Raw genomic sequence first — 17,633 nt, forward strand, 5'->3', positions numbered from 1 at the left:
TCGTTTAAATTCCCCATCATTAAATCTAGTTAAATTTTCATATTTCATGGGACGAGTATAAACAATTTTTTACTTTCGCAAGAGGTCTATTTTAAATATATTCAATTATACCTCAATATTTATCCCAAGAGTTGGCCACAGAACTTGTAGATGAATTTGAGCTTGAAAAAATATAAAATAGATGAAATTTCGATTTTGATCAATTTTTGTCATATTTTGCCAAAAAGTCTATCCAGCAATTAGCTTCGAATGATTAGTCAAATTTTCTTGGATTAAATTTCACAAATTCATTTCAATCAATATCTTTAACACGCTTAGTCAACAATAGAGCCTGTTAATTTCTACATTTTATCAATGTGTTCTTCCAAGGCTTTGTCCTATAATGTTTTAAATTTTTAGTATTTGCCTAGAGTTATTCTTTATGCGCGGTTTGTATTTAATCACCAACGATGATCCTATTGAACTTCTATTAGCAAAGCTTGAAGGAGCGATGGCAACTTATGAAGTTGCAGTACTTCAGTATCGTCGTAAAAACGTTGCGAAAGAAGATCAAGCTTATGAAATTGAATACATGAAGAATTTGTGTAATCAATATAAGGTTCCTTTTGTCATCAATGATGATTTAGAGGCTGCAGTCAAATATGGCGTGGGTGTACATCTTGGTCAAGATGATGGTTCAATCCATGAGGCTGTGGAACGATTGCCAAAAAATGTCTTAATTGGACGTAGTTGTAATAATTCTATTGAACTAGCTGAGCAAGCGATCGTAGACGGCGCAAATTATGTAGCATTTGGCGCAATTTATGCGACAGAAACCAAACCTGAAGCAGGCAATATTGGTTTAGAAACGTTAAAAGCTGCAAAAGCAAAATTAAATGTACCTATTTGCGCGATTGGTGGTTTGACGGTTGAAAATGGTGCTGAAGTGATTGCTGCCGGAGCAGATCTTTGTGCTGTCATTAGCGATGTATTGGGTCGTTCTATGTCAACCGTTGGTCAACGTGTTTACGATTGGTCAGAGCTATTTACTAAACAAGCTTAAATTTTTTACTTTTTTGAGTTGAGTGATTTTCATGAGTTTATCTCCTAAGCAAGAACAATTATTTAAACAAGCCAGCAAACATATTCCTGGTGGTGTGAATTCACCAGTACGTGCCTTCAATGGTGTAGGTGGTACGCCAGTATTTATTGAAAAAGCTCAAGGTGCCTACCTGTACGATGTAGATGGCAAACGCTATGTAGATTATGTTGGTTCATGGGGACCAATGATTTTAGGACATGCACACCCTGCGATCATTAAAGCTGTTCAAGACGCCGCTGTTGATGGTCTAAGTTTTGGTGCACCTACAGTGCATGAAACGACATTGGCAGATATTATCTGTGAAATTATGCCGTCGATTGAATTGGTACGTATGACCAATTCAGGAACAGAAGCAACAATGACTGCGATTCGTCTTGCACGTGGGTATACAGGCCGTGACAAGATTGTTAAGTTTGAGGGCTGTTACCATGGTCACTCAGACTCACTTTTAGTGAAAGCAGGTTCTGGTCTACTCACAAGTGGTGAAGGCGAGGCGACATCAGCGGGTGTTCCTGCTGATTTTGCAAAACATACTTTGACGCTTCCATACAATGATATTGCGACTTTAAAAGAATGCTTTGCTAAGTTTGGTTCCGAAATTGCGGGTGTTATTGTTGAACCTGTTGCAGGTAACATGAACTTGGTTAAACCAATTGATGGATTCTTGCAAGCCATTCGAGATGTGTGTGATGAGCATGGTTCAGTATTCATTATTGATGAAGTGATGACTGGATTCCGTGTGGGATTAGGTGGAGCTCAAGCACACTACGGCGTTACACCTGATTTAACTACGCTAGGTAAAATTATTGGTGCAGGTCTTCCTGTAGGCGCATTTGGTGGTAAGCGCGAAGTGATGGAATGTATTGCACCTCTAGGTAAAGTTTATCAAGCGGGAACTTTGTCAGGTAATCCGCTGGCAATGAGAGCTGGGATTGAGATGTTTAAACATCTTCGACAACCAGGCTTTTATGAAAATCTTACTGCACAGCTAGAGAAGTTATTGACTGGTTTACAGACTGCCGCAGATGAAGCAGGTATACCATTTAAGACTCAACAGGTTGGAGGTATGTTTGGATTGTATTTCACTGATCAAGAAGACATCACAAGCTTTGATTCAATGTTGAAATGCGATGTTGAAATGTTCCGTAAATTCTTCCATGGCATGTTGGATGAAGGTGTAAATTTAGCGCCTTCTGCTTTTGAAGCCGGCTTTATCTCAAGTGCGCATTCCGATGAAGATATTGCGTTCACTATTCAAGCAGCTAAGAATGTATTTGCGCGTTTAAAATAGAATTTTTTTGAAAATCTATTAACATAAGCCTACAGTGTAAATACTGTAGGCTTTTTTTGCACGTATAAAATTCACGGACTTAAAATAGAAATGAAATTAAAACATTATTTAACTTTAGAAGACGCGGAGTTCTTACTGACGCGTGCGCAACAATATGCGATTGATAAAAAGTTGAATGTCAGTATTTCTGTTGTAGATGAAACTGGAAGTGTACTTGCAATGAAACGCATGGATGGTGCATCTCCGATGACTGCGAATTTGTCAGCTGAAAAAGCAAAATGTTCAGCTTTGAGCCGCCACCCATCTCAAATTTTTGAAGAGCTGATCAAAGATGGGCAATTGGGTTTTCTGACTGTTCACTCATTGTCGGGAATGTTAGAAGGTGCGGAACCCATTATTTATCAAGGGCAATTGGTGGGAGCCGTGGGAGTTTCAGGTGCTAAATCTTTTGAAGATGCTGAAATTGCGCTGCATGCCATTGAAGTTTTCTTGGCTTTAGCTGATTAAAGTGGCAATGTCATATTTTTATACACCACCCAAAAAAATTGAACTCAGCGCGAGTTTGGCAAAGTGGTCCATTCAAGCTGAACAATGCGTCTTGGTGGTTTTTGGATTTCAACGTTTAGCTGAATATAGCAATGACCAACATCAAGAATTATTAATTCATTTAAATCGCTTAATTAAAAAAGCTCAGGCTTTAGATATTGAAGTGATTGAAATTGAAGAGCAGCAATCATTTTCTAAAGTAGCGCAGTTGGGTGAATTACTGGCAGAAAAAAAACAACTGATTGTGTCTGGCATGATCAATTCACCTATAAAACAACTTTTACAGCATATCATTTCGATTACTCCTCAAATTTGTGTGGTGAACGATGCTGTTCATCTAGAAACGAAGAGCCAACATTTACAGTGGATTGAGAACTATGTAGAACAAGGTATTCATCATATGAATACCTCTGCCATGATTCGAATGCTGGAATTAAGTGCGCCGACTTCATTTATTCTTTCTGAAAAGGGCATATTACTGTCTATTGCTGAATACCTCGAATTCGATATTTTAGAAATTGATCCATTTCAAGATTTACGGAACTATGGCTTAGATTCAGTCGCAATGGTGAGTTTGATTGGCTTGTGGAGAGCCAATGGCGCACATATAGATTTTGAATCATTTGTGCAAAATTGCACACTTTCTCAATTGCTTCCTATCCTGAGAAAAGACTGCTAGATGTCAAAAATAAAACTTAATTCATTTGAATCGTTAGATTGATTTAATTTCTATCAGATATCGGAAAAATCATCACTGTTTGTCCATTTCAAGATTGTAATTTATCGCTAAGCTTTCTATTATTGCCGCCTTGTTTTCACGATCTGCTAGGAATAGAAATTTGAGTCATTTTCTTCAGGAACATCTCATTCATCGTGATCAAGATTTTATGGTGATTCACAAACCAGCTGGATTACTTTCTGTTCCGGGCAAAACGCCTGATCTTCAAGATTGCGTTATCAATCGTCTTCTTCAAGAAGAACCACGTACGCTTCTGATTCATCGTTTAGATCGTGATACATCAGGCTTATTGGTGTTTGGGCTCAGTAAAACAGGTCAAAAATCGATCTCGCGCCAATTTCAAGAACGTGAAACGGATAAAACTTATCAAGCACTAGTCGTGGGATGTGTAAAAGGTCAAGGAACTGTAGATATTCCCGTGATTTACGACCCATCGCGTCCGCCATTGCATATCGTAGATGCGCATCACAATAAAGCAGCGTTAACGCATTGGGAAGCAGTTGAACAATTTCAAATTCAAGATCAGTGGGTGACACGCGTAAAATTAACGCCAATCACAGGTCGAGCACATCAACTTCGCGTTCACATGCAGCATTTAGGGCATCCCATCGTAGGGGATACTTTGTATGCAACACCAGCGCAACAAGCTTTGAAAGATCGACTCTGTTTGCATGCAGAGCAGTTAAGTTTCAATCATCCTGTTACCGGTGAACGAATGAACTTTCATTGTCCAGTGCCGTTCTAAATACACATTTTAAAATCAGCATACGAATATTTTTATGATCTGATCATGATGAAATTTTGGTTATGATCAATTAAGTATATCGTTGCTAAATATTGCTCACTTTTTGGTGGGCTTTATGTCAAAATATATTGCTTATAGACGTTAAATTTTGCTCATATCATCTCCTGTTTGAGCATAAGTTTTCAGTCCTAACTTGAGATAAGGTGGAAAAATTGCAGCAGTTTGCTATTGGTCAACGTTGGTTATCAGACACAGAGACAGAGTTAGGTTTAGGGGTTTTGATTGATGTAAATGAACGATCAATTAGTATCCTCTTTCCTAAAAGTGACGAAACCCGTGTCTATGCACGTAGTAACGCACCTTTATCTCGAATTGTGTTCAATGTGAATGATGAGCTTCAAGACCAAGAGGGCATCGTCTGGAAAGTCGAATCATTAGAAGAGCGTGGTGGCGTTATTCGTTACAACGTAATTCGTCAGTTACAAGATGGTACTAATGAACGTAAATCATTAAATGAAACTCGTGTTGGTGCAACGATTCAATTGTCTAAACCACTTGATCGTTTACTGGCAAGCCAAATTGATTATAAAGAATGGTATGACCTGCGTATTGAAGCATTACAAATGCAAGCTAATATGCAAAATAGTCCATTACGTGGCATGGTGGGTGCTCGTGTTGGATTGATTCCTCACCAATTCTATATCGCGCATGAAGTAGGTAAGCGCTTTGCTCCACGTGTCTTATTGGCGGATGAAGTTGGTCTAGGTAAAACTATTGAAGCAGGTTTAATCATACACCAGCAACTTAAAACAGGACGTTCTGAACGCATCCTCGTTTTAGTTCCTGATTCGCTGCAATATCAGTGGATGATTGAAATGCGTCGCCGTTTCAATTTGAATTTCTCGCTATTTGATTTAACGCGTACTGCTTCGATCAAAGAACATGATCCAGAATTGAATCCATTCTTAACTGAACAGTGCATCATTGCATCTGTTGATCTCATGATCGACCATGAAGATTTACGTGAGCAAGCGCTCGAAGCCGGTTTTGATTTGCTTGTGGTGGATGAAGCACATCACTTGATGTGGTCAGAAGAAGAAGGTGGTAATGACCGCTATGACCTTGTTGAAGAATTTGCTGAAAAAACAGCAGGGGTACTTTTACTGACTGCAACGCCTGAACAGTTAGGGGTCGAGTCCCATTTTGCTCGTTTACGTTTGCTCGATCCGCAACGTTTCAGTTCACTTGATCGTTTCTTAGATGAAGAAGAAAAATATCAGCAAACTGCTCAAATTGCGGAAGTGCTGATGTCGGATCAACCCCTTGAAGCTGATCATTTCCAAGCAATTGAGCAGTTACTGGGTCACAAGATTGAAGATGAGCCAGAACAGCGTTTCCGTGCAATTCATGAATTGTTAGATCGTCACGGTACGGGACGTGTACTATTCCGTAATACACGTGAAGCGATTCAAGGCTTCCCTGGTCGCGATTGTCAGCCTGCACCATTACCTGCGCCAGAAGGATGGTCGATGGATGGTAAACTTCGTGAACAAATGTGGCCAGAAGAAGCGCAATTGGACGGGGCTTGGATGGAAACTGATCCGCGTGTAACGTGGATTATGGAAATGCTCCGTACTCAGTTAAAGCATAAAAAAGTCTTACTCATTGCGCGTAGTGGGCCTGTAGTTGAAGCTTTAGAAAATGCATTACGTATCCATGCAGGGATTCGTACAGCAATGTTCCATGAAGGCATGAGTCTATTAGAGCGTGACCAAGCAGCTGCTTATTTTGCAGAAGATTCCTATGGTGCTCAGATTTTATTGTGTTCAGAAATTGGTTCAGAAGGTCGTAACTTCCAGTTTGCTTCAGATTTAATCCTATTTGATTTGCCAGCAAACCCTGATGTGCTTGAACAGCGTATCGGTCGACTGGATCGTATTGGTCAAGAAAACCGTATTCAGATTCATGTGCCATATTTGGTGGGCACTGCACAAGAGCGTATGTTCCGTTGGTACAATGAAGCATTAAATATTTTCAGCAATATTTCTCCGACCGCACAAACCTTACAAGAAAACTTTATTATTGATCTTAAAGATTGCTTGTTGGCTGATAAAGGTCAAACGTTTGAAGATCTGCTTGAAGCTGTAAGTGTGCAACGTGAAGCTTTAGAGCAAGAGCTACAAGCAGGACGTGATCGTTTATTGGAATACAATTCTTGTCGTCCAATGGTTGCTCAAGAAATTGTGCAAGCACTTGAAGAGTATGATGATAATACGACTTTGCCAATGTTTATGAAACGCTTCATGGCATCAACCAATATTGATTTTGATGAGCAAAGTAATGGCACGGTGATTATCAAGCCTACTGATCAAATGCAAGTCCAAGGTCTGACTTTGGATGAGGAAGGCATGACCGTGACGTTCTATCGTGATCAGGCTCAAATCCGTGAAGATGCGCAATACATAACGCTTGAGCATCCTTTCACTGAAAGTGTCATGGAAATGATCAATACGCAATCGTTCGGTAGTACCAATGTGGCGTTATTGAAGTCTGCAGCTTTACCACAAGGTTCAGTTTTAGTTGAGGTGTGGTTCAAAGTGGATGTGATTGCACCGAAAGCATTGAACCTGCCAGCGAGTTTACCAACACAATTGATTCGTGTGTTATTAAGTGAAAAAGGTCAAGATTTATCAGCTAAAATTGCACCAGATATTTTGAAACCTTACTTACATCATCTTGACGGTAATAGTTGTCGCCAAGTGGTGAAAGCACGTCGTGATGTCGTTGAACAACGTTATGCACAAGCTTTAGACATTGCAAAAGGTGCTTTACCTGAATTAAAACAGCAAGCTAAAGAAATCTATAGCAATAAATGGCAATATGAAATTGATCGTTTAAGTTATTTGAAACAATTTAACCCAAGTATTCGCGAAGATGAAATTGCACGTTTACAGAAGCTTCAAAAAGAAGGTTTAAGCCTTTTAGAAGGTTTAGCTGTAACGCCTGAAGCGATTCGGGTCTTGGTGGTAGTAAAGCCATAAAATAAAAAAAGCACCCTAGGGTGCTTTTTTTAGGACTGTAGAAATTGATTAAAGTCTGGTTTTCTTTTTTGTAAAAAAGCCATTACGGCTTCAATCATTTCAGGTGATGTTAAACGTTCAGCAACAATCTCAGCCTCCTGAACTATACAATTCTGAATTTTCTCTTGCTCGGGTCGAATTTGTTTTTTAATAATTTTTAGCGTGGTCATTGGTAGATGAGTCATCTGTTGGGCCCGCTGTAAAGCTAATTGTTCAGGTTGCTCGCAAATTTGATTGATAATTCGACATTTTAAAGCTTCTTCTGCTGAAAATTTACGACCAGTGAGCAATAATTCGGCAGCCATATGATAACCAGCCAATTCGGTGAAAAGAAGGCTGGTGCCGCCTTCTACAGATAATCCCAAACTTACAAATGGGATTTGAAATTCTGTATCAGGGTGGGCGTATACCATGTCGCAGTGAAATAGCAGTGTAACGCCAACGCCTATAGTGCAGCCTCGTACAACAGCAATAATAGGTTTAGAAAATCTTGCAATGGCTTTTAAGAAGACAAACGGTGGAGTAGCATCAGCGGCTAAACCAACATATTTTTGAGCGGCAGACATGAAATATTTCATGTCATTTCCTGCGGTAAAATCCTGTTCATTACCCTGTAAAATCACAACATTCACTTGATGAGATTGATCTGCCTCATCCAATATTCTTGCAATGTCAGTGTACATTTCTCCGTTCAAGGCATTTTTTTGCTCGGGGCGATCAATTTTGATTGTCAGAATTCTTTGCTCGATCGTGATATGAATAAAAGGGTTCAGTGGATCTAAATTTTTTAACATAGCGGCATTCCTCGTCGCAAATTAAAAAAGCTCAGTAGACACAATGGTATACTGAGCTTTCATTCGTGCCTTGTTGGCATTAAAGTCGATTTAAAATTTGCTCAGCATCTGAATAATTCATGTATTTGGGTACGGCATAAATTCCATGGGCTTCAGTAAAAGCAGATTTAATCATCTCTGGGAAATCTTGTTTTTTTAAGTTCGGAATCTCAGTATTGATTTTCAAATCTTTGAGCAATTGCTTGACGCTTTGAATGAATATATTTGCGGCTTGTTCATCAGAAGTGTGTGACGAGCTTAAACCGATCTTCTTCGCTGCTAGTGCTAAGCGTTTTTCTGACGCTTTACGATTAAATTCTAGGACATGAGGCAAAATAATGGCATTAGCGCGTCCGTGTGGGATTTGATATTGAGTCCCCAATTGATGCGCCAAAGCATGTACATAGCCAATGCCAGCGCTATTCATTGCCAAACCAGCATAATGAGAACCGAGAGCCATTGCTTCACGGGCTGCAATATTCTGACCATCTTCAAATGCAGTTTTTAAGTTCTCCATGATTAATTTCATGGCTGCACTGGCGTAATAATCTGATTGTTTGTTGGCGAATCCGCTTACCCAAGATTCAATTGCATGAGTAAGGGCATCAATACCAGTGTCAGCAGTGATAGCAGGCGGCATGCCTTTCATGATGACGGGATCTAAAGCAGTTGCTAATGGAACGACTTTTGGATCAATAACTAAACCTTTAATATGAGTTTCACTGTCTGAAATAACAGCGGCAATGGTAACTTCAGAACCTGTACCTGCGGTGGTCGGAATCACGAACAATGGATATGCAGGTTTACGGCTTTTTAAAATTCCAAAAAGTTGTTTAGGGGATTTATTGTTTGCGGCTGCGAGCGCTAATACTTTTGCCGTATCAATCGTCGAACCACCCCCTATACCCAATACACTATCGCATGCGGTACTTTTAAAAAGTGCTAAAGACTTTTCTACAATTTCGCAAGTTGGATCGGGTTTTACATCTGAGAAAATAACAACTTCAATCCCATTGTGCTGTAATTGATCTTGAATGGGTTGTATGACACCTAATTTGACCAATACTGTATCAGTCACAATCAAAATTTTTTTCATGCCGAGCTGAGCAATATTGCCACACAATTGCATTGATGAATCTTCACCCGCAAATACGAGAGGATGTGATACTGGGATTGCAAGAGTGAGGGCTTTTACAGCCAAGAGTTGAGTTTTTGCACGTAAAATAGTGGCAATCTGAGCCATAACGATCAATCTCTATCCATGAGTTTGATTTAGTTATAGGATAATCACTGTCCAAGTACATTGGCGATAATCATCAACACATTGGTCTTAAATTACAATTTTATCAAAAATATAGCGCAATTAAACTGAGCAAAATAATGGTTGGATTTTGATCAGATTTCATGATAGAAAATAGAAAATAATTCGAAATTTTAAATCGTAAAGCTGTAGTTTTCGCTCGGCGATCAGGAACTCAGGACGAGTCTAAAACGATTAAATCAGCTTTCGGTTGTGAGTCATTACATAACAACAATGATGCGTTATTGGGAGTCATTACACATGGAAGTAAATCAGCACAACAACCAATTTGAGTTTTTACCGACTCATATTCACTATTTAATGTATTGGGAAAAGAAATCGCCAAACCAAGATTTCTTGGTTCAGCCTTTACCAAATGGTCAGGTGATTAAATACACTTGGGGAGAAGTGGCCAGTCAAGTCAAAAAAATGGCTGCTTATTTACAATCTTTGAATTTGCCTGGTCGTTCTCAGATTGCAATTTTTGGTAAAAATAGTGCGCATTGGATTATGGCAGATCTTGCAATTTGGATGGCAGGTCATGTGTCGGTTCCTTTATATACGACTCTCAATGGTGAAGGAACCAAATATGTTCTAGATCATAGTGAAACTAAGGCTCTGTTTATCGGTAAATTGGATGGTATTGGAGACAGTTGGAACGATGTGAAACAAATCATCCCTCAAGATATGCATTGTATTAAATTGCCATTGGCACCTGACTATAATGCGCCAACATGGGATGAAATCACTGCGAAAACAGCCCCAACCAATGAGCCTTATTTTCCAAACGAGGATGAGCTTGCGACCATTATTTATACCTCGGGTAGTACAGGTCTACCTAAGGGCGTTATGCAAAGTTATAAGACCTTGCTCTCACCTGCCAGTGAGCTGAAATCGACGTTTGGTGTTTCAGAAAAAGATCGTGCTTTATCTTACTTGCCGCTAGCTCATGTTGCAGAGCGTGTATTTATTCAATCATCCGTGATGATTTGTGGTTTTACCGTTTATTTTGCCAATTCATTAGATACATTTATTGAAGATCTTAATCGTGCAAAACCAACGATCTTCTTTTCTGTGCCACGTTTATGGACTAAATTTTATTTGGGGATTAATGAAAAAATTCCACTTAATGTACAAAACGTGTTGTTTAGAATCCCATTCTTGGGCAATAAGATTAAGCAAAAACTCTTGGCAAAATTGGGTTTGAATCATGTTCGTTATGCTTTAACGGGTTCTGCACCTTTACCCGTAGATATTATTAAATGGTATCGTAATTTGGGCTTAGAGTTGCTTGAAGTTTATGGAATGACTGAAAACTGTGGATACTCGCATATCACACGTATGGGTGAATATATGAGTGGATATGTCGGACATGTTCAAGCACGAGTAGACTGCAAGATTGATGAGAATGGTGAGATTTTAGTCAGAAGCCCAGGAACAATGTTGGGTTATTACAAAAATCCAGAAAAAACAGCTGAAGATTTGACTGAGGATGGTTATTTAAGAACAGGTGACATGGGTGAAATTGATGCGACTGGCCGTCTAAAAATTACTGGACGTGTAAAGGACATCTTTAAAACTCAGAAAGGTAAGTATGTAATGCCTGTACCAATTGAACAAAAGATTGGTAATAACCAAATGATTGAATCTGTCTGTGTTGGTGGTGCAAGCCATAAACAGCCGATCGCTTTTGTGATGTTGGCAGAAGAAATTCGCAATAAATTACAGCAAGATAATAAACGTGATGATATCGAAGCAAAATTAATTGAGTTGAAGAATGAAATTAATGAAAAGCTTGAACCGCATGAAAAAATTTCATTCTTTGTGGTCATCATGGATTTGTGGACGATGGATAATGATATGTTGACGCCGACTATGAAGATTAAGCGTAATAAAATTGAGGCGAAGTACGAAGCTCTTATTCCAACTTGGGTTGCTCAAAATAAAGAAGTAATTTGGGAAAAGTAATAAAAAAAAGCCCTTCAACTGAAGGGCTTTTTTACACTCAATATTCATTCTTTCAGATGACGTGCGCCTTCTAAAATCATTCGGATCATCGTCATCGTTTGTTCAGCTACAACTTTTCTTTCATCGTGTGGCATGTTGATTAATTTAGCACCCATAGTGAATACCAATTGGGTAATCGCTTTTGCAGCCAATTCTGGATGCTTGATTTTATGAGGGTTATTTTGCTCAAGACGAACAAGATCATCCATGAGTTCTTGCTGAAAGTAATTGAGCTGTTTTTCAACCGCCTCTTTATAAGAGGCAGAACCAGTATAACCTTCACGTAACAACAGGCTCAGATTACCTTCGTCAGCATCTAACTGTTCAATAAATACTTCAACTGAACTACGCACAATACTTGAATTTCGAACTGCTTTTAAGCGAGCTTGATGCAAGATTTGACGTAAAACAATACCTGAGCGATCAATCAATTCAATGGCAAGTTCGTCGATATCTTTAAAATGTCTATAAAAACTGTTTGGCGCAATTCCTGCTTCACGGGCAACTTCGCGCAAGCTTAAAGATGCGATGCTTTTTTGAGGTCCGATAAGGTTGAGAGCAGCTTGGAATAATTCTTCTTTCGTGATTGTGGCTTTTCTTCCGACTGTACGTGCAGTTGGATGCTCCAAAATGGATGCGGATTCACTGGCATGTAGAGGAGAAAGAGTAATCGTAGAGCTGCTCATAAATATCAGAAGTTTACAGTTAGAGTTGCATTATATCGCTCTGTGTCAGGATATGGAAATCAATAGATGATATATAAGTGTCTATACAAATATATATACATGTGTATAATAATTCTAAACCCACTATGATGAGCCCATGATGCAAGCAGTTAAGCAACCTAAAAATTTGATTAGATCCGCAGTAAATGCTGTATTTGATCCGAATGCTGCCAATTTTTGGTTGCAAAAGATCGATCCAACTTGGTCGGTGAATCAATCATTAGGCAAAATTGTTGAACGTACACAAGTTGCAAATGATATGGTCAGCTTAAAAATTGCGGTTAATCGTAAATTTCAGTTTGGTGAAGCAGGGCAACATCATCCAGTTATTGTCACGACACAAGGTCGTTGTTTTGAACGTACCTATAGTTTGACCAAAATCGACACTCAACATGTATTGTTGACTGCTAAGAAAGTCGATCAGGGGGTAGTCAGTTCATGGATTAACGATATAGCTCAGGTAGGGGATATCGTTGAGTTTAGTGCACCCTATGGTGATATGACACTTGAAAGTGTAAATACGCCTCTGTTAATGCTGGCTGCAGGGAGTGGTATTACTCCAATGTACAGCTTGATCAAGGCATTATTGCAGCAAGAAAAAAAAATAGTTCATCCAGTTAAATTGATGTACTGGGCTAAAAAAACAGAAGATTTTGCATTTCAAACAGAGTTGGTTACTTTGGCGAATCAACACTCAAACTTTAATGTTGAATTTTTTACTACTCAAGATGAAGAGGCTGATTCCCGTTTAGAGGATTCTCATTTAACGGCTATCGAATCCTTAGATCAATATACGGTTTATGCATGCGGTCCAGCAGGATTTGTGCAACTTGCTGAACAACTAACTGATACTCGTGTTCATAAATTTAAAGGTGAAGCATTTAGTGTTGAACCATTCATTAGTGATGAAACTGGTTTTGTTCAGGTCACACTTACGAAATCAAATAAGGTCGTCACGATTCCAAAGGGGCAATCAATCCTTGCAAGTTTAGAGCAACAAAATATTCGCCCACAGCACGGTTGCCGCATGGGGGTATGTAATAAATGTGCATGCCATAAAGCGCAAGGTGCAACTAAAAACCTCGTCAATGGTGCAGAAAATACTGAGCCTGGAAATTTGCTCAAAATCTGTATCAATTCAGCTCAGTCTGATCTCACTATCGACCTATAAGCGAGAATAATCATGAATATGCCAGTTCAAGCACAATATTTCAAAAACCCAAAAAATCGTGAACTCACTGATGCACAACTTGATGAACTCGCACGTGAACTTGATGCCATTAAGCAAGAAGTTCTTGATGATTTAGGTGAAAAAGACGAAAAGTATATTAAACGAGTGTATGCAGCGATTCGCTACAGTTCAATCCTTGGACGTGCATGCTTATTTGCTGGCTGGTTTCCTCCAGCATGGCTTTTAGGCACAGGCTTACTAGGTTTTGCCAAAATCATGGAAAACATGGAGTTGGGCCATAATGTGATGCATGGTCAATATGATTGGATGAACGACCCTAAATTTAAAGGGACTACTTACGAATGGGATATCGTAGGCACATCTGATGATTGGCGTCAAACCCACAACTACAAACACCATACCTATACCAATATTAAAGGTATGGATGATGATATTGGTTATGGAATTCTTCGTTTGTTCCCAGAGCAACGCTGGAAAAAAGGATATTTATTACAACCACTTTACAGTATTCCATTCTGTTTGTTATTCCAGTGGGGTGTAGCGATTCAGAACTTAGAAATTGGTAAGCGCTTAAAAGGGCGCATGACCAAAGAAGAATTTCAACAACGTTTGAACCCGATGAAAAAGAAAATGGGTAAACAGTTATTTAAAGATTATGTTTTCTTCCCACTCATTGCAGGTCCTGCAGCATTACCCGTTTTCACAGGTAATTTAGTCGCTAATGGTATTCGTAATATTTGGACATTCAGTATTATTTTCTGCGGTCATTTCACCAAAGATGTGGAAGTTTTCCCGAAGTCAGTTTTAGAAAATGAAAGCCGTGGCCATTGGTATATGCGTCAAATTCGTGGGTCTTCTAACCTCACAGGTTCTGAAGGATTCCATATTTTGACGGGGCATTTGAGTCATCAGATTGAGCATCATCTTTATCCAGATATTCCTGCTCGACGTTACCGTCAAATGGGGCCTAAAGTGAAAGCGGTGTGTGAAAAATACGGCTTGAATTACAATAATGCGAGTTTATTTAAACAATATGGTCAGGTTTTGGGACGTATTGTGAAATATGCTTTCCCATTTAAAAAGTAAGAAACAAAAAAAGCCACTAATTGAGTGGCTTTTTGAATTTTAATAGCAAACTATTTTAATTGAATTGATCCATTTGCATTGACTGTGATTGTTGATTCTCCAGCAGCCATATTCTGTGAGTCTGCAACGGGTGCACTCTCTACAACCATTGCGGCACGTGCCATGGCTAATGGTCTTGGTGAATAATTATTGGTGTTCATATTCAAGTTAACCAAGTTATAACTAGAACGATTCCAGGCTTTAGTGAGAACCTGAGCGCGCTGTTGGAAATTTTGCGTGGCTTCAGTCAATAACTCATTTTCAACCTGCTTTCGTTTTTCAGTGGAAACAGTGAAATTAATCGATTGTGTTTGAAAATCTTGTTGTAACTCGCTAATTAACTGGCTCGCTGCTTTAAAATCTTTGCTCTCAATGTTTACTTCAGCACGGCCACGCCATTCCTTGAGTTTTGTTGAATTGTTGTTGTCATAGACAGGATAAGTGGTCTGAGAACCCGTTTCGACCTTTACTTGGGGGTATTTTTTACTGATGCTGATGGCCTGATTCATCAATTGGGTCATTTGTGTTGAAAGTTGTGCAGGCTGCTTATTACTTTTTTCAATAAATAAAATGGCGTGCATTTCATCATTAGAGACTTGTTTAGAAGCATCTGCTTGAAGATTAATAATATTAGTTTTAGGTTCTGTGTCAGCAAGTACCGAAAAGCTAATGCCAGTAGCTAAGATCAATAGTGGCAGTTTTAATAATTTCATTGTTATCTCTGTATCTTCACCTGATGAATATTCTAATCTTTTTTGATGGAGAGAAAATGTGATTATTTGGTGATTAGATAGTAGCAATTGTAATATTCAACACCGATTTTACGACTTAAGTCGCCTTAACAAGGCTTTTAAAATGTATTTTAATTGAATTGTAGTTGAACAATAAAAGAATATAACTTGTCTTTGGATTGGTGCATTAATAATTTGTAATTCACAGATAATTCTATCATCAATGGTCTAATAAGTAGTATTAGAAATAGATTAAACATTCTGTATATTTAGATAATAAAATTTTAAAAACATGTAAAACAATAAGATAGAGCCTTCATTTAATAAATTATTTATAGCCTGAAACTATTGTCATAAAGAAAATAAGTATTGGCATATAGGTCAAGATTTTTCCATTCTAGCTCTCATCAGAGATGCAGGTATCTCTCTAAAAGAATTTGTCCCTCAGAAGGTTGTTTTCAAGCAATGTTCCTAAGGTCAAATAGATCATCGAATGAAGTTGAAGGAAGTCTTGATGTCTAATTCTGCTGTAGTTGAATCAGTAGCACAAGCGTTACGAACTGCTGAATTATCACAAAGTGCAATCGCACCAATTCGCCCAACATTGGGTGGTGAAGCTGCTGATGTAGATATCGCTTACGCTGTACAAGAAGTAAATACAGCGCGTGCCTTATCAGAAGGTCGTCGTTTAGTTGGGCGTAAAATCGGTTTGACATCAAAAGTGGTTCAAGTACAACTCGGTGTAGATCAACCTGACTTCGGTATGCTGTTTGCAGACATGGCTTATGGTGATGGAGAAGCGATTCCTGCAGGTCTATTGATCCAACCTAAAGTAGAAGCGGAAATCGCTTTGGTGATCAATCAAGATTTAACCAAAGAAAAACACACCTATGCTGACATTATCAGTGCGACTGAGTATGCGCTTCCTGCAATTGAAATTGTAGATAGCCGTATTGAAAACTGGAAGATCAGTTTGATTGACACTGTCGCAGATAATGCATCTTCAGCTGCATTTGTATTGGGTTCACGTCCTGTAAAACTCGATAACCTTGATCTAGTGAATTGTAAAATGATCATGACACGTGGTGAAGAAGTCGTGTCTCAAGGTGTTGGTAAGGCTTGCTTAGCAAACCCTTTAAATGCAGCTGTCTGGCTTGCTGATGAAATGGTACGTCGTGGTCGTCCATTGTTAGCTGGTGACATTATTTTAACAGGTGCATTAGGCCCTATGGTTGTAGCAAACCCAGGTGATGAATTCAAAGTTGAGATTGAAGGCTTTGGTTCAGTGACTGCTGCTTTCGCTGCTGAATAAGTCGGAATTTTGAGAGAGTACGTTAATGAAAAAGATTAAATGTGCAATGATCGGACCAGGTAACATTGGTACTGATTTGCTTTACAAACTTCAACGTAGCGAATGGTTAGAGCCAGTTTGGATGGTGGGTATCGATCCTACTTCTGAAGGTCTTGCTCGTGCTGCGAAAATGGGTTTAAAAACCACTGCAGAAGGGGTTGATGGTCTTCTTCCTCACGTCATTGAAGATGATATCAAAATTGCTTTTGATGCAACGTCTGCATATGTACATGCTGAAAACAGCCGCAAGTTAAATGAACTTGGTGTACTGATGATTGACTTAACACCTGCTGCAATTGGTCCATTCTGCGTACCACCAGTAAACTTAGAAGCTTTACTTGCAGCTGGCGAAGTGCCTAACGTGAATATGGTAACGTGTGGGGGTCAGGCAACAATTCCTATGGTTGCAGCAGTTTCACGTGTTCAACCTGTTGAATATGGTGAGATCATCGCGACTGTGTCTACAAAATCTGTAGGTCCTGGTACACGTAAAAACATCGACGAATTCACACGTACAACTGCGGGTGCTATTGAGAAAGTTGGTGGTGCGAAAAAAGGTAAAGCGATCATCATCATTAACCCTGCTGAGCCACCACTTATGATGCGTGACACAGTACACTGTCTTGTTGAAGGTGAGCCAGATCAAGCTGCGATCACTGAATCAGTTCACGCGATGATTAAAGAAGTGCAAAAATATGTACCAGGTTACAAACTTGTAAATGGTCCAATTTTTGATGGTAACCGTGTTTCTATCTTCTTGGAAGTAGAAGGTTTGGGTGATTTCTTGCCGAAATATGCAGGTAACCTCGACATTATGACAGCTGCAGCTGCTCGTACAGCAGAAATGTTTGCTGAACACGTATTCAACAAAGAAGAAGCTTAAGGAG

At 39.1% G+C, this 17,633-nt stretch carries 15 protein-coding genes; 11 read left to right on the forward strand and 4 right to left on the reverse strand.

The window, feature by feature from the left end; genetic code table 11:
• Positions 1 to 421 precede the first annotated feature (421 nt).
• The 6 genes from thiE to rapA all read left to right on the forward strand — a co-directional run bounded on the left by thiE (position 422) and on the right by rapA (position 7,443).
• Positions 422 to 1,042: a thiamine phosphate synthase gene (gene thiE / locus AC1M9D_RS10480; protein ID WP_481612133.1), complete on the forward strand. Its 621-nt coding sequence runs from the start codon at positions 422 to 424 to the stop codon at positions 1,040 to 1,042.
• A gap of 31 nt (positions 1,043 to 1,073) precedes the next feature.
• Positions 1,074 to 2,372: a glutamate-1-semialdehyde 2,1-aminomutase gene (gene hemL / locus AC1M9D_RS10485; protein WP_481586402.1), complete on the forward strand. Its 1,299-nt coding sequence runs from the start codon at positions 1,074 to 1,076 to the stop codon at positions 2,370 to 2,372.
• A 90-nt stretch (positions 2,373 to 2,462) separates the two neighbouring features.
• Entirely contained in the window at positions 2,463 to 2,879 is a 417-nt protein-coding gene (locus tag AC1M9D_RS10490) for a GlcG/HbpS family heme-binding protein (RefSeq protein WP_481612134.1), read from the forward strand.
• A 7-nt stretch (positions 2,880 to 2,886) separates the two neighbouring features.
• A complete protein-coding gene (locus tag AC1M9D_RS10495) occupies positions 2,887 to 3,597 on the forward strand; it encodes a phosphopantetheine-binding protein (RefSeq protein ID WP_481607698.1) in 711 nt (236 codons plus the stop codon).
• Positions 3,598 to 3,757: 160 nt separating this feature from the next.
• Complete coding sequence (locus tag AC1M9D_RS10500) at positions 3,758 to 4,402, forward strand: RluA family pseudouridine synthase (protein WP_481612135.1); 645 nt, start codon at positions 3,758 to 3,760, stop codon at positions 4,400 to 4,402.
• 203 nt (positions 4,403 to 4,605) lie between these two features.
• A complete protein-coding gene (gene rapA / locus AC1M9D_RS10505; RefSeq protein WP_481612136.1) occupies positions 4,606 to 7,443 on the forward strand; it encodes an RNA polymerase-associated protein RapA in 2,838 nt (945 codons plus the stop codon).
• A gap of 29 nt (positions 7,444 to 7,472) precedes the next feature.
• Here rapA and AC1M9D_RS10510 read toward each other — a convergent pair whose 3' ends face one another.
• A complete protein-coding gene (locus tag AC1M9D_RS10510; RefSeq protein ID WP_481612137.1) occupies positions 7,473 to 8,276 on the reverse strand; it encodes an enoyl-CoA hydratase-related protein in 804 nt (267 codons plus the stop codon).
• 79 nt (positions 8,277 to 8,355) lie between these two features.
• On the reverse strand, positions 8,356 to 9,558 hold the full coding sequence (locus tag AC1M9D_RS10515; protein WP_481612138.1) for an iron-containing alcohol dehydrogenase: 1,203 nt from the start codon (positions 9,556 to 9,558) through the stop codon (positions 8,356 to 8,358).
• A gap of 318 nt (positions 9,559 to 9,876) precedes the next feature.
• Here AC1M9D_RS10515 and AC1M9D_RS10520 point away from each other — a divergent pair, with 318 nt between their 5' ends.
• The gene (locus tag AC1M9D_RS10520; protein ID WP_481612139.1) at positions 9,877 to 11,583 is read left to right on the forward strand and encodes an AMP-binding protein; all 1,707 of its coding nucleotides are present in this window, start codon (positions 9,877 to 9,879) and stop codon (positions 11,581 to 11,583) included.
• 44 nt (positions 11,584 to 11,627) lie between these two features.
• On the opposite strand, the gene fabR is transcribed toward AC1M9D_RS10520, so the two are convergent.
• Positions 11,628 to 12,308: an HTH-type transcriptional repressor FabR gene (gene fabR / locus AC1M9D_RS10525; protein WP_035267148.1), complete on the reverse strand. Its 681-nt coding sequence runs from the start codon at positions 12,306 to 12,308 to the stop codon at positions 11,628 to 11,630.
• 139 nt (positions 12,309 to 12,447) lie between these two features.
• Between fabR and AC1M9D_RS10530 the strand changes: the two genes are divergently transcribed.
• Positions 12,448 to 13,518, forward strand: coding sequence for a flavin reductase family protein (locus AC1M9D_RS10530; protein WP_481612140.1), 1,071 nt, complete (start codon positions 12,448 to 12,450; stop codon positions 13,516 to 13,518).
• A 12-nt stretch (positions 13,519 to 13,530) separates the two neighbouring features.
• Positions 13,531 to 14,625, forward strand: coding sequence for a fatty acid desaturase family protein (locus AC1M9D_RS10535; RefSeq protein WP_035267144.1), 1,095 nt, complete (start codon positions 13,531 to 13,533; stop codon positions 14,623 to 14,625).
• Between the two features lie 50 nt (positions 14,626 to 14,675).
• On the opposite strand, the gene AC1M9D_RS10540 is transcribed toward AC1M9D_RS10535, so the two are convergent.
• The gene (locus AC1M9D_RS10540) at positions 14,676 to 15,377 is read right to left on the reverse strand and encodes an SIMPL domain-containing protein (RefSeq protein WP_035267142.1); all 702 of its coding nucleotides are present in this window, start codon (positions 15,375 to 15,377) and stop codon (positions 14,676 to 14,678) included.
• 532 nt (positions 15,378 to 15,909) lie between these two features.
• On the opposite strand from AC1M9D_RS10540, the gene mhpD reads away from it, so the two are divergent.
• Together mhpD and AC1M9D_RS10550 are read left to right on the forward strand one after the other, a co-directional pair.
• Entirely contained in the window at positions 15,910 to 16,707 is a 798-nt protein-coding gene (mhpD, locus tag AC1M9D_RS10545; protein ID WP_481612141.1) for a 2-keto-4-pentenoate hydratase, read from the forward strand.
• A 25-nt stretch (positions 16,708 to 16,732) separates the two neighbouring features.
• Positions 16,733 to 17,629 carry an acetaldehyde dehydrogenase (acetylating) gene (locus AC1M9D_RS10550; RefSeq protein WP_481612142.1) on the forward strand — a complete coding sequence of 299 codons (897 nt, stop codon included), beginning with the start codon at positions 16,733 to 16,735 and terminating at the stop codon, positions 17,627 to 17,629.
• Positions 17,630 to 17,633 lie beyond the last annotated feature (4 nt).

The sequence above is a fragment of the Acinetobacter sp. ANC_7682 genome (assembly GCF_056779795.1).

Excerpts from the sequence above, each read along its gene's own strand:
- hemL (WP_481586402.1), top strand. The coding sequence starts at position 1,074 with ATGAGTTTATCTCCTAAGCAAGAACAATTATTTAAACAAGCCAGCAAA.
- AC1M9D_RS10515 (WP_481612138.1), bottom strand. The coding sequence starts at position 9,558 with ATGGCTCAGATTGCCACTATTTTACGTGCAAAAACTCAACTCTTGGCT.
- AC1M9D_RS10550 (WP_481612142.1), top strand. The coding sequence starts at position 16,733 with ATGAAAAAGATTAAATGTGCAATGATCGGACCAGGTAACATTGGTACT.
- thiE (WP_481612133.1), top strand. The coding sequence starts at position 422 with ATGCGCGGTTTGTATTTAATCACCAACGATGATCCTATTGAACTTCTA.
- AC1M9D_RS10535 (WP_035267144.1), top strand. The coding sequence starts at position 13,531 with ATGAATATGCCAGTTCAAGCACAATATTTCAAAAACCCAAAAAATCGT.
- AC1M9D_RS10530 (WP_481612140.1), top strand. The coding sequence starts at position 12,448 with ATGCAAGCAGTTAAGCAACCTAAAAATTTGATTAGATCCGCAGTAAAT.
- AC1M9D_RS10490 (WP_481612134.1), top strand. The coding sequence starts at position 2,463 with ATGAAATTAAAACATTATTTAACTTTAGAAGACGCGGAGTTCTTACTG.
- fabR (WP_035267148.1), bottom strand. The coding sequence starts at position 12,308 with ATGAGCAGCTCTACGATTACTCTTTCTCCTCTACATGCCAGTGAATCC.
- AC1M9D_RS10540 (WP_035267142.1), bottom strand. The coding sequence starts at position 15,377 with ATGAAATTATTAAAACTGCCACTATTGATCTTAGCTACTGGCATTAGC.
- AC1M9D_RS10495 (WP_481607698.1), top strand. The coding sequence starts at position 2,887 with ATGTCATATTTTTATACACCACCCAAAAAAATTGAACTCAGCGCGAGT.
- AC1M9D_RS10510 (WP_481612137.1), bottom strand. The coding sequence starts at position 8,276 with ATGTTAAAAAATTTAGATCCACTGAACCCTTTTATTCATATCACGATC.
- mhpD (WP_481612141.1), top strand. The coding sequence starts at position 15,910 with ATGTCTAATTCTGCTGTAGTTGAATCAGTAGCACAAGCGTTACGAACT.
- AC1M9D_RS10520 (WP_481612139.1), top strand. The coding sequence starts at position 9,877 with ATGGAAGTAAATCAGCACAACAACCAATTTGAGTTTTTACCGACTCAT.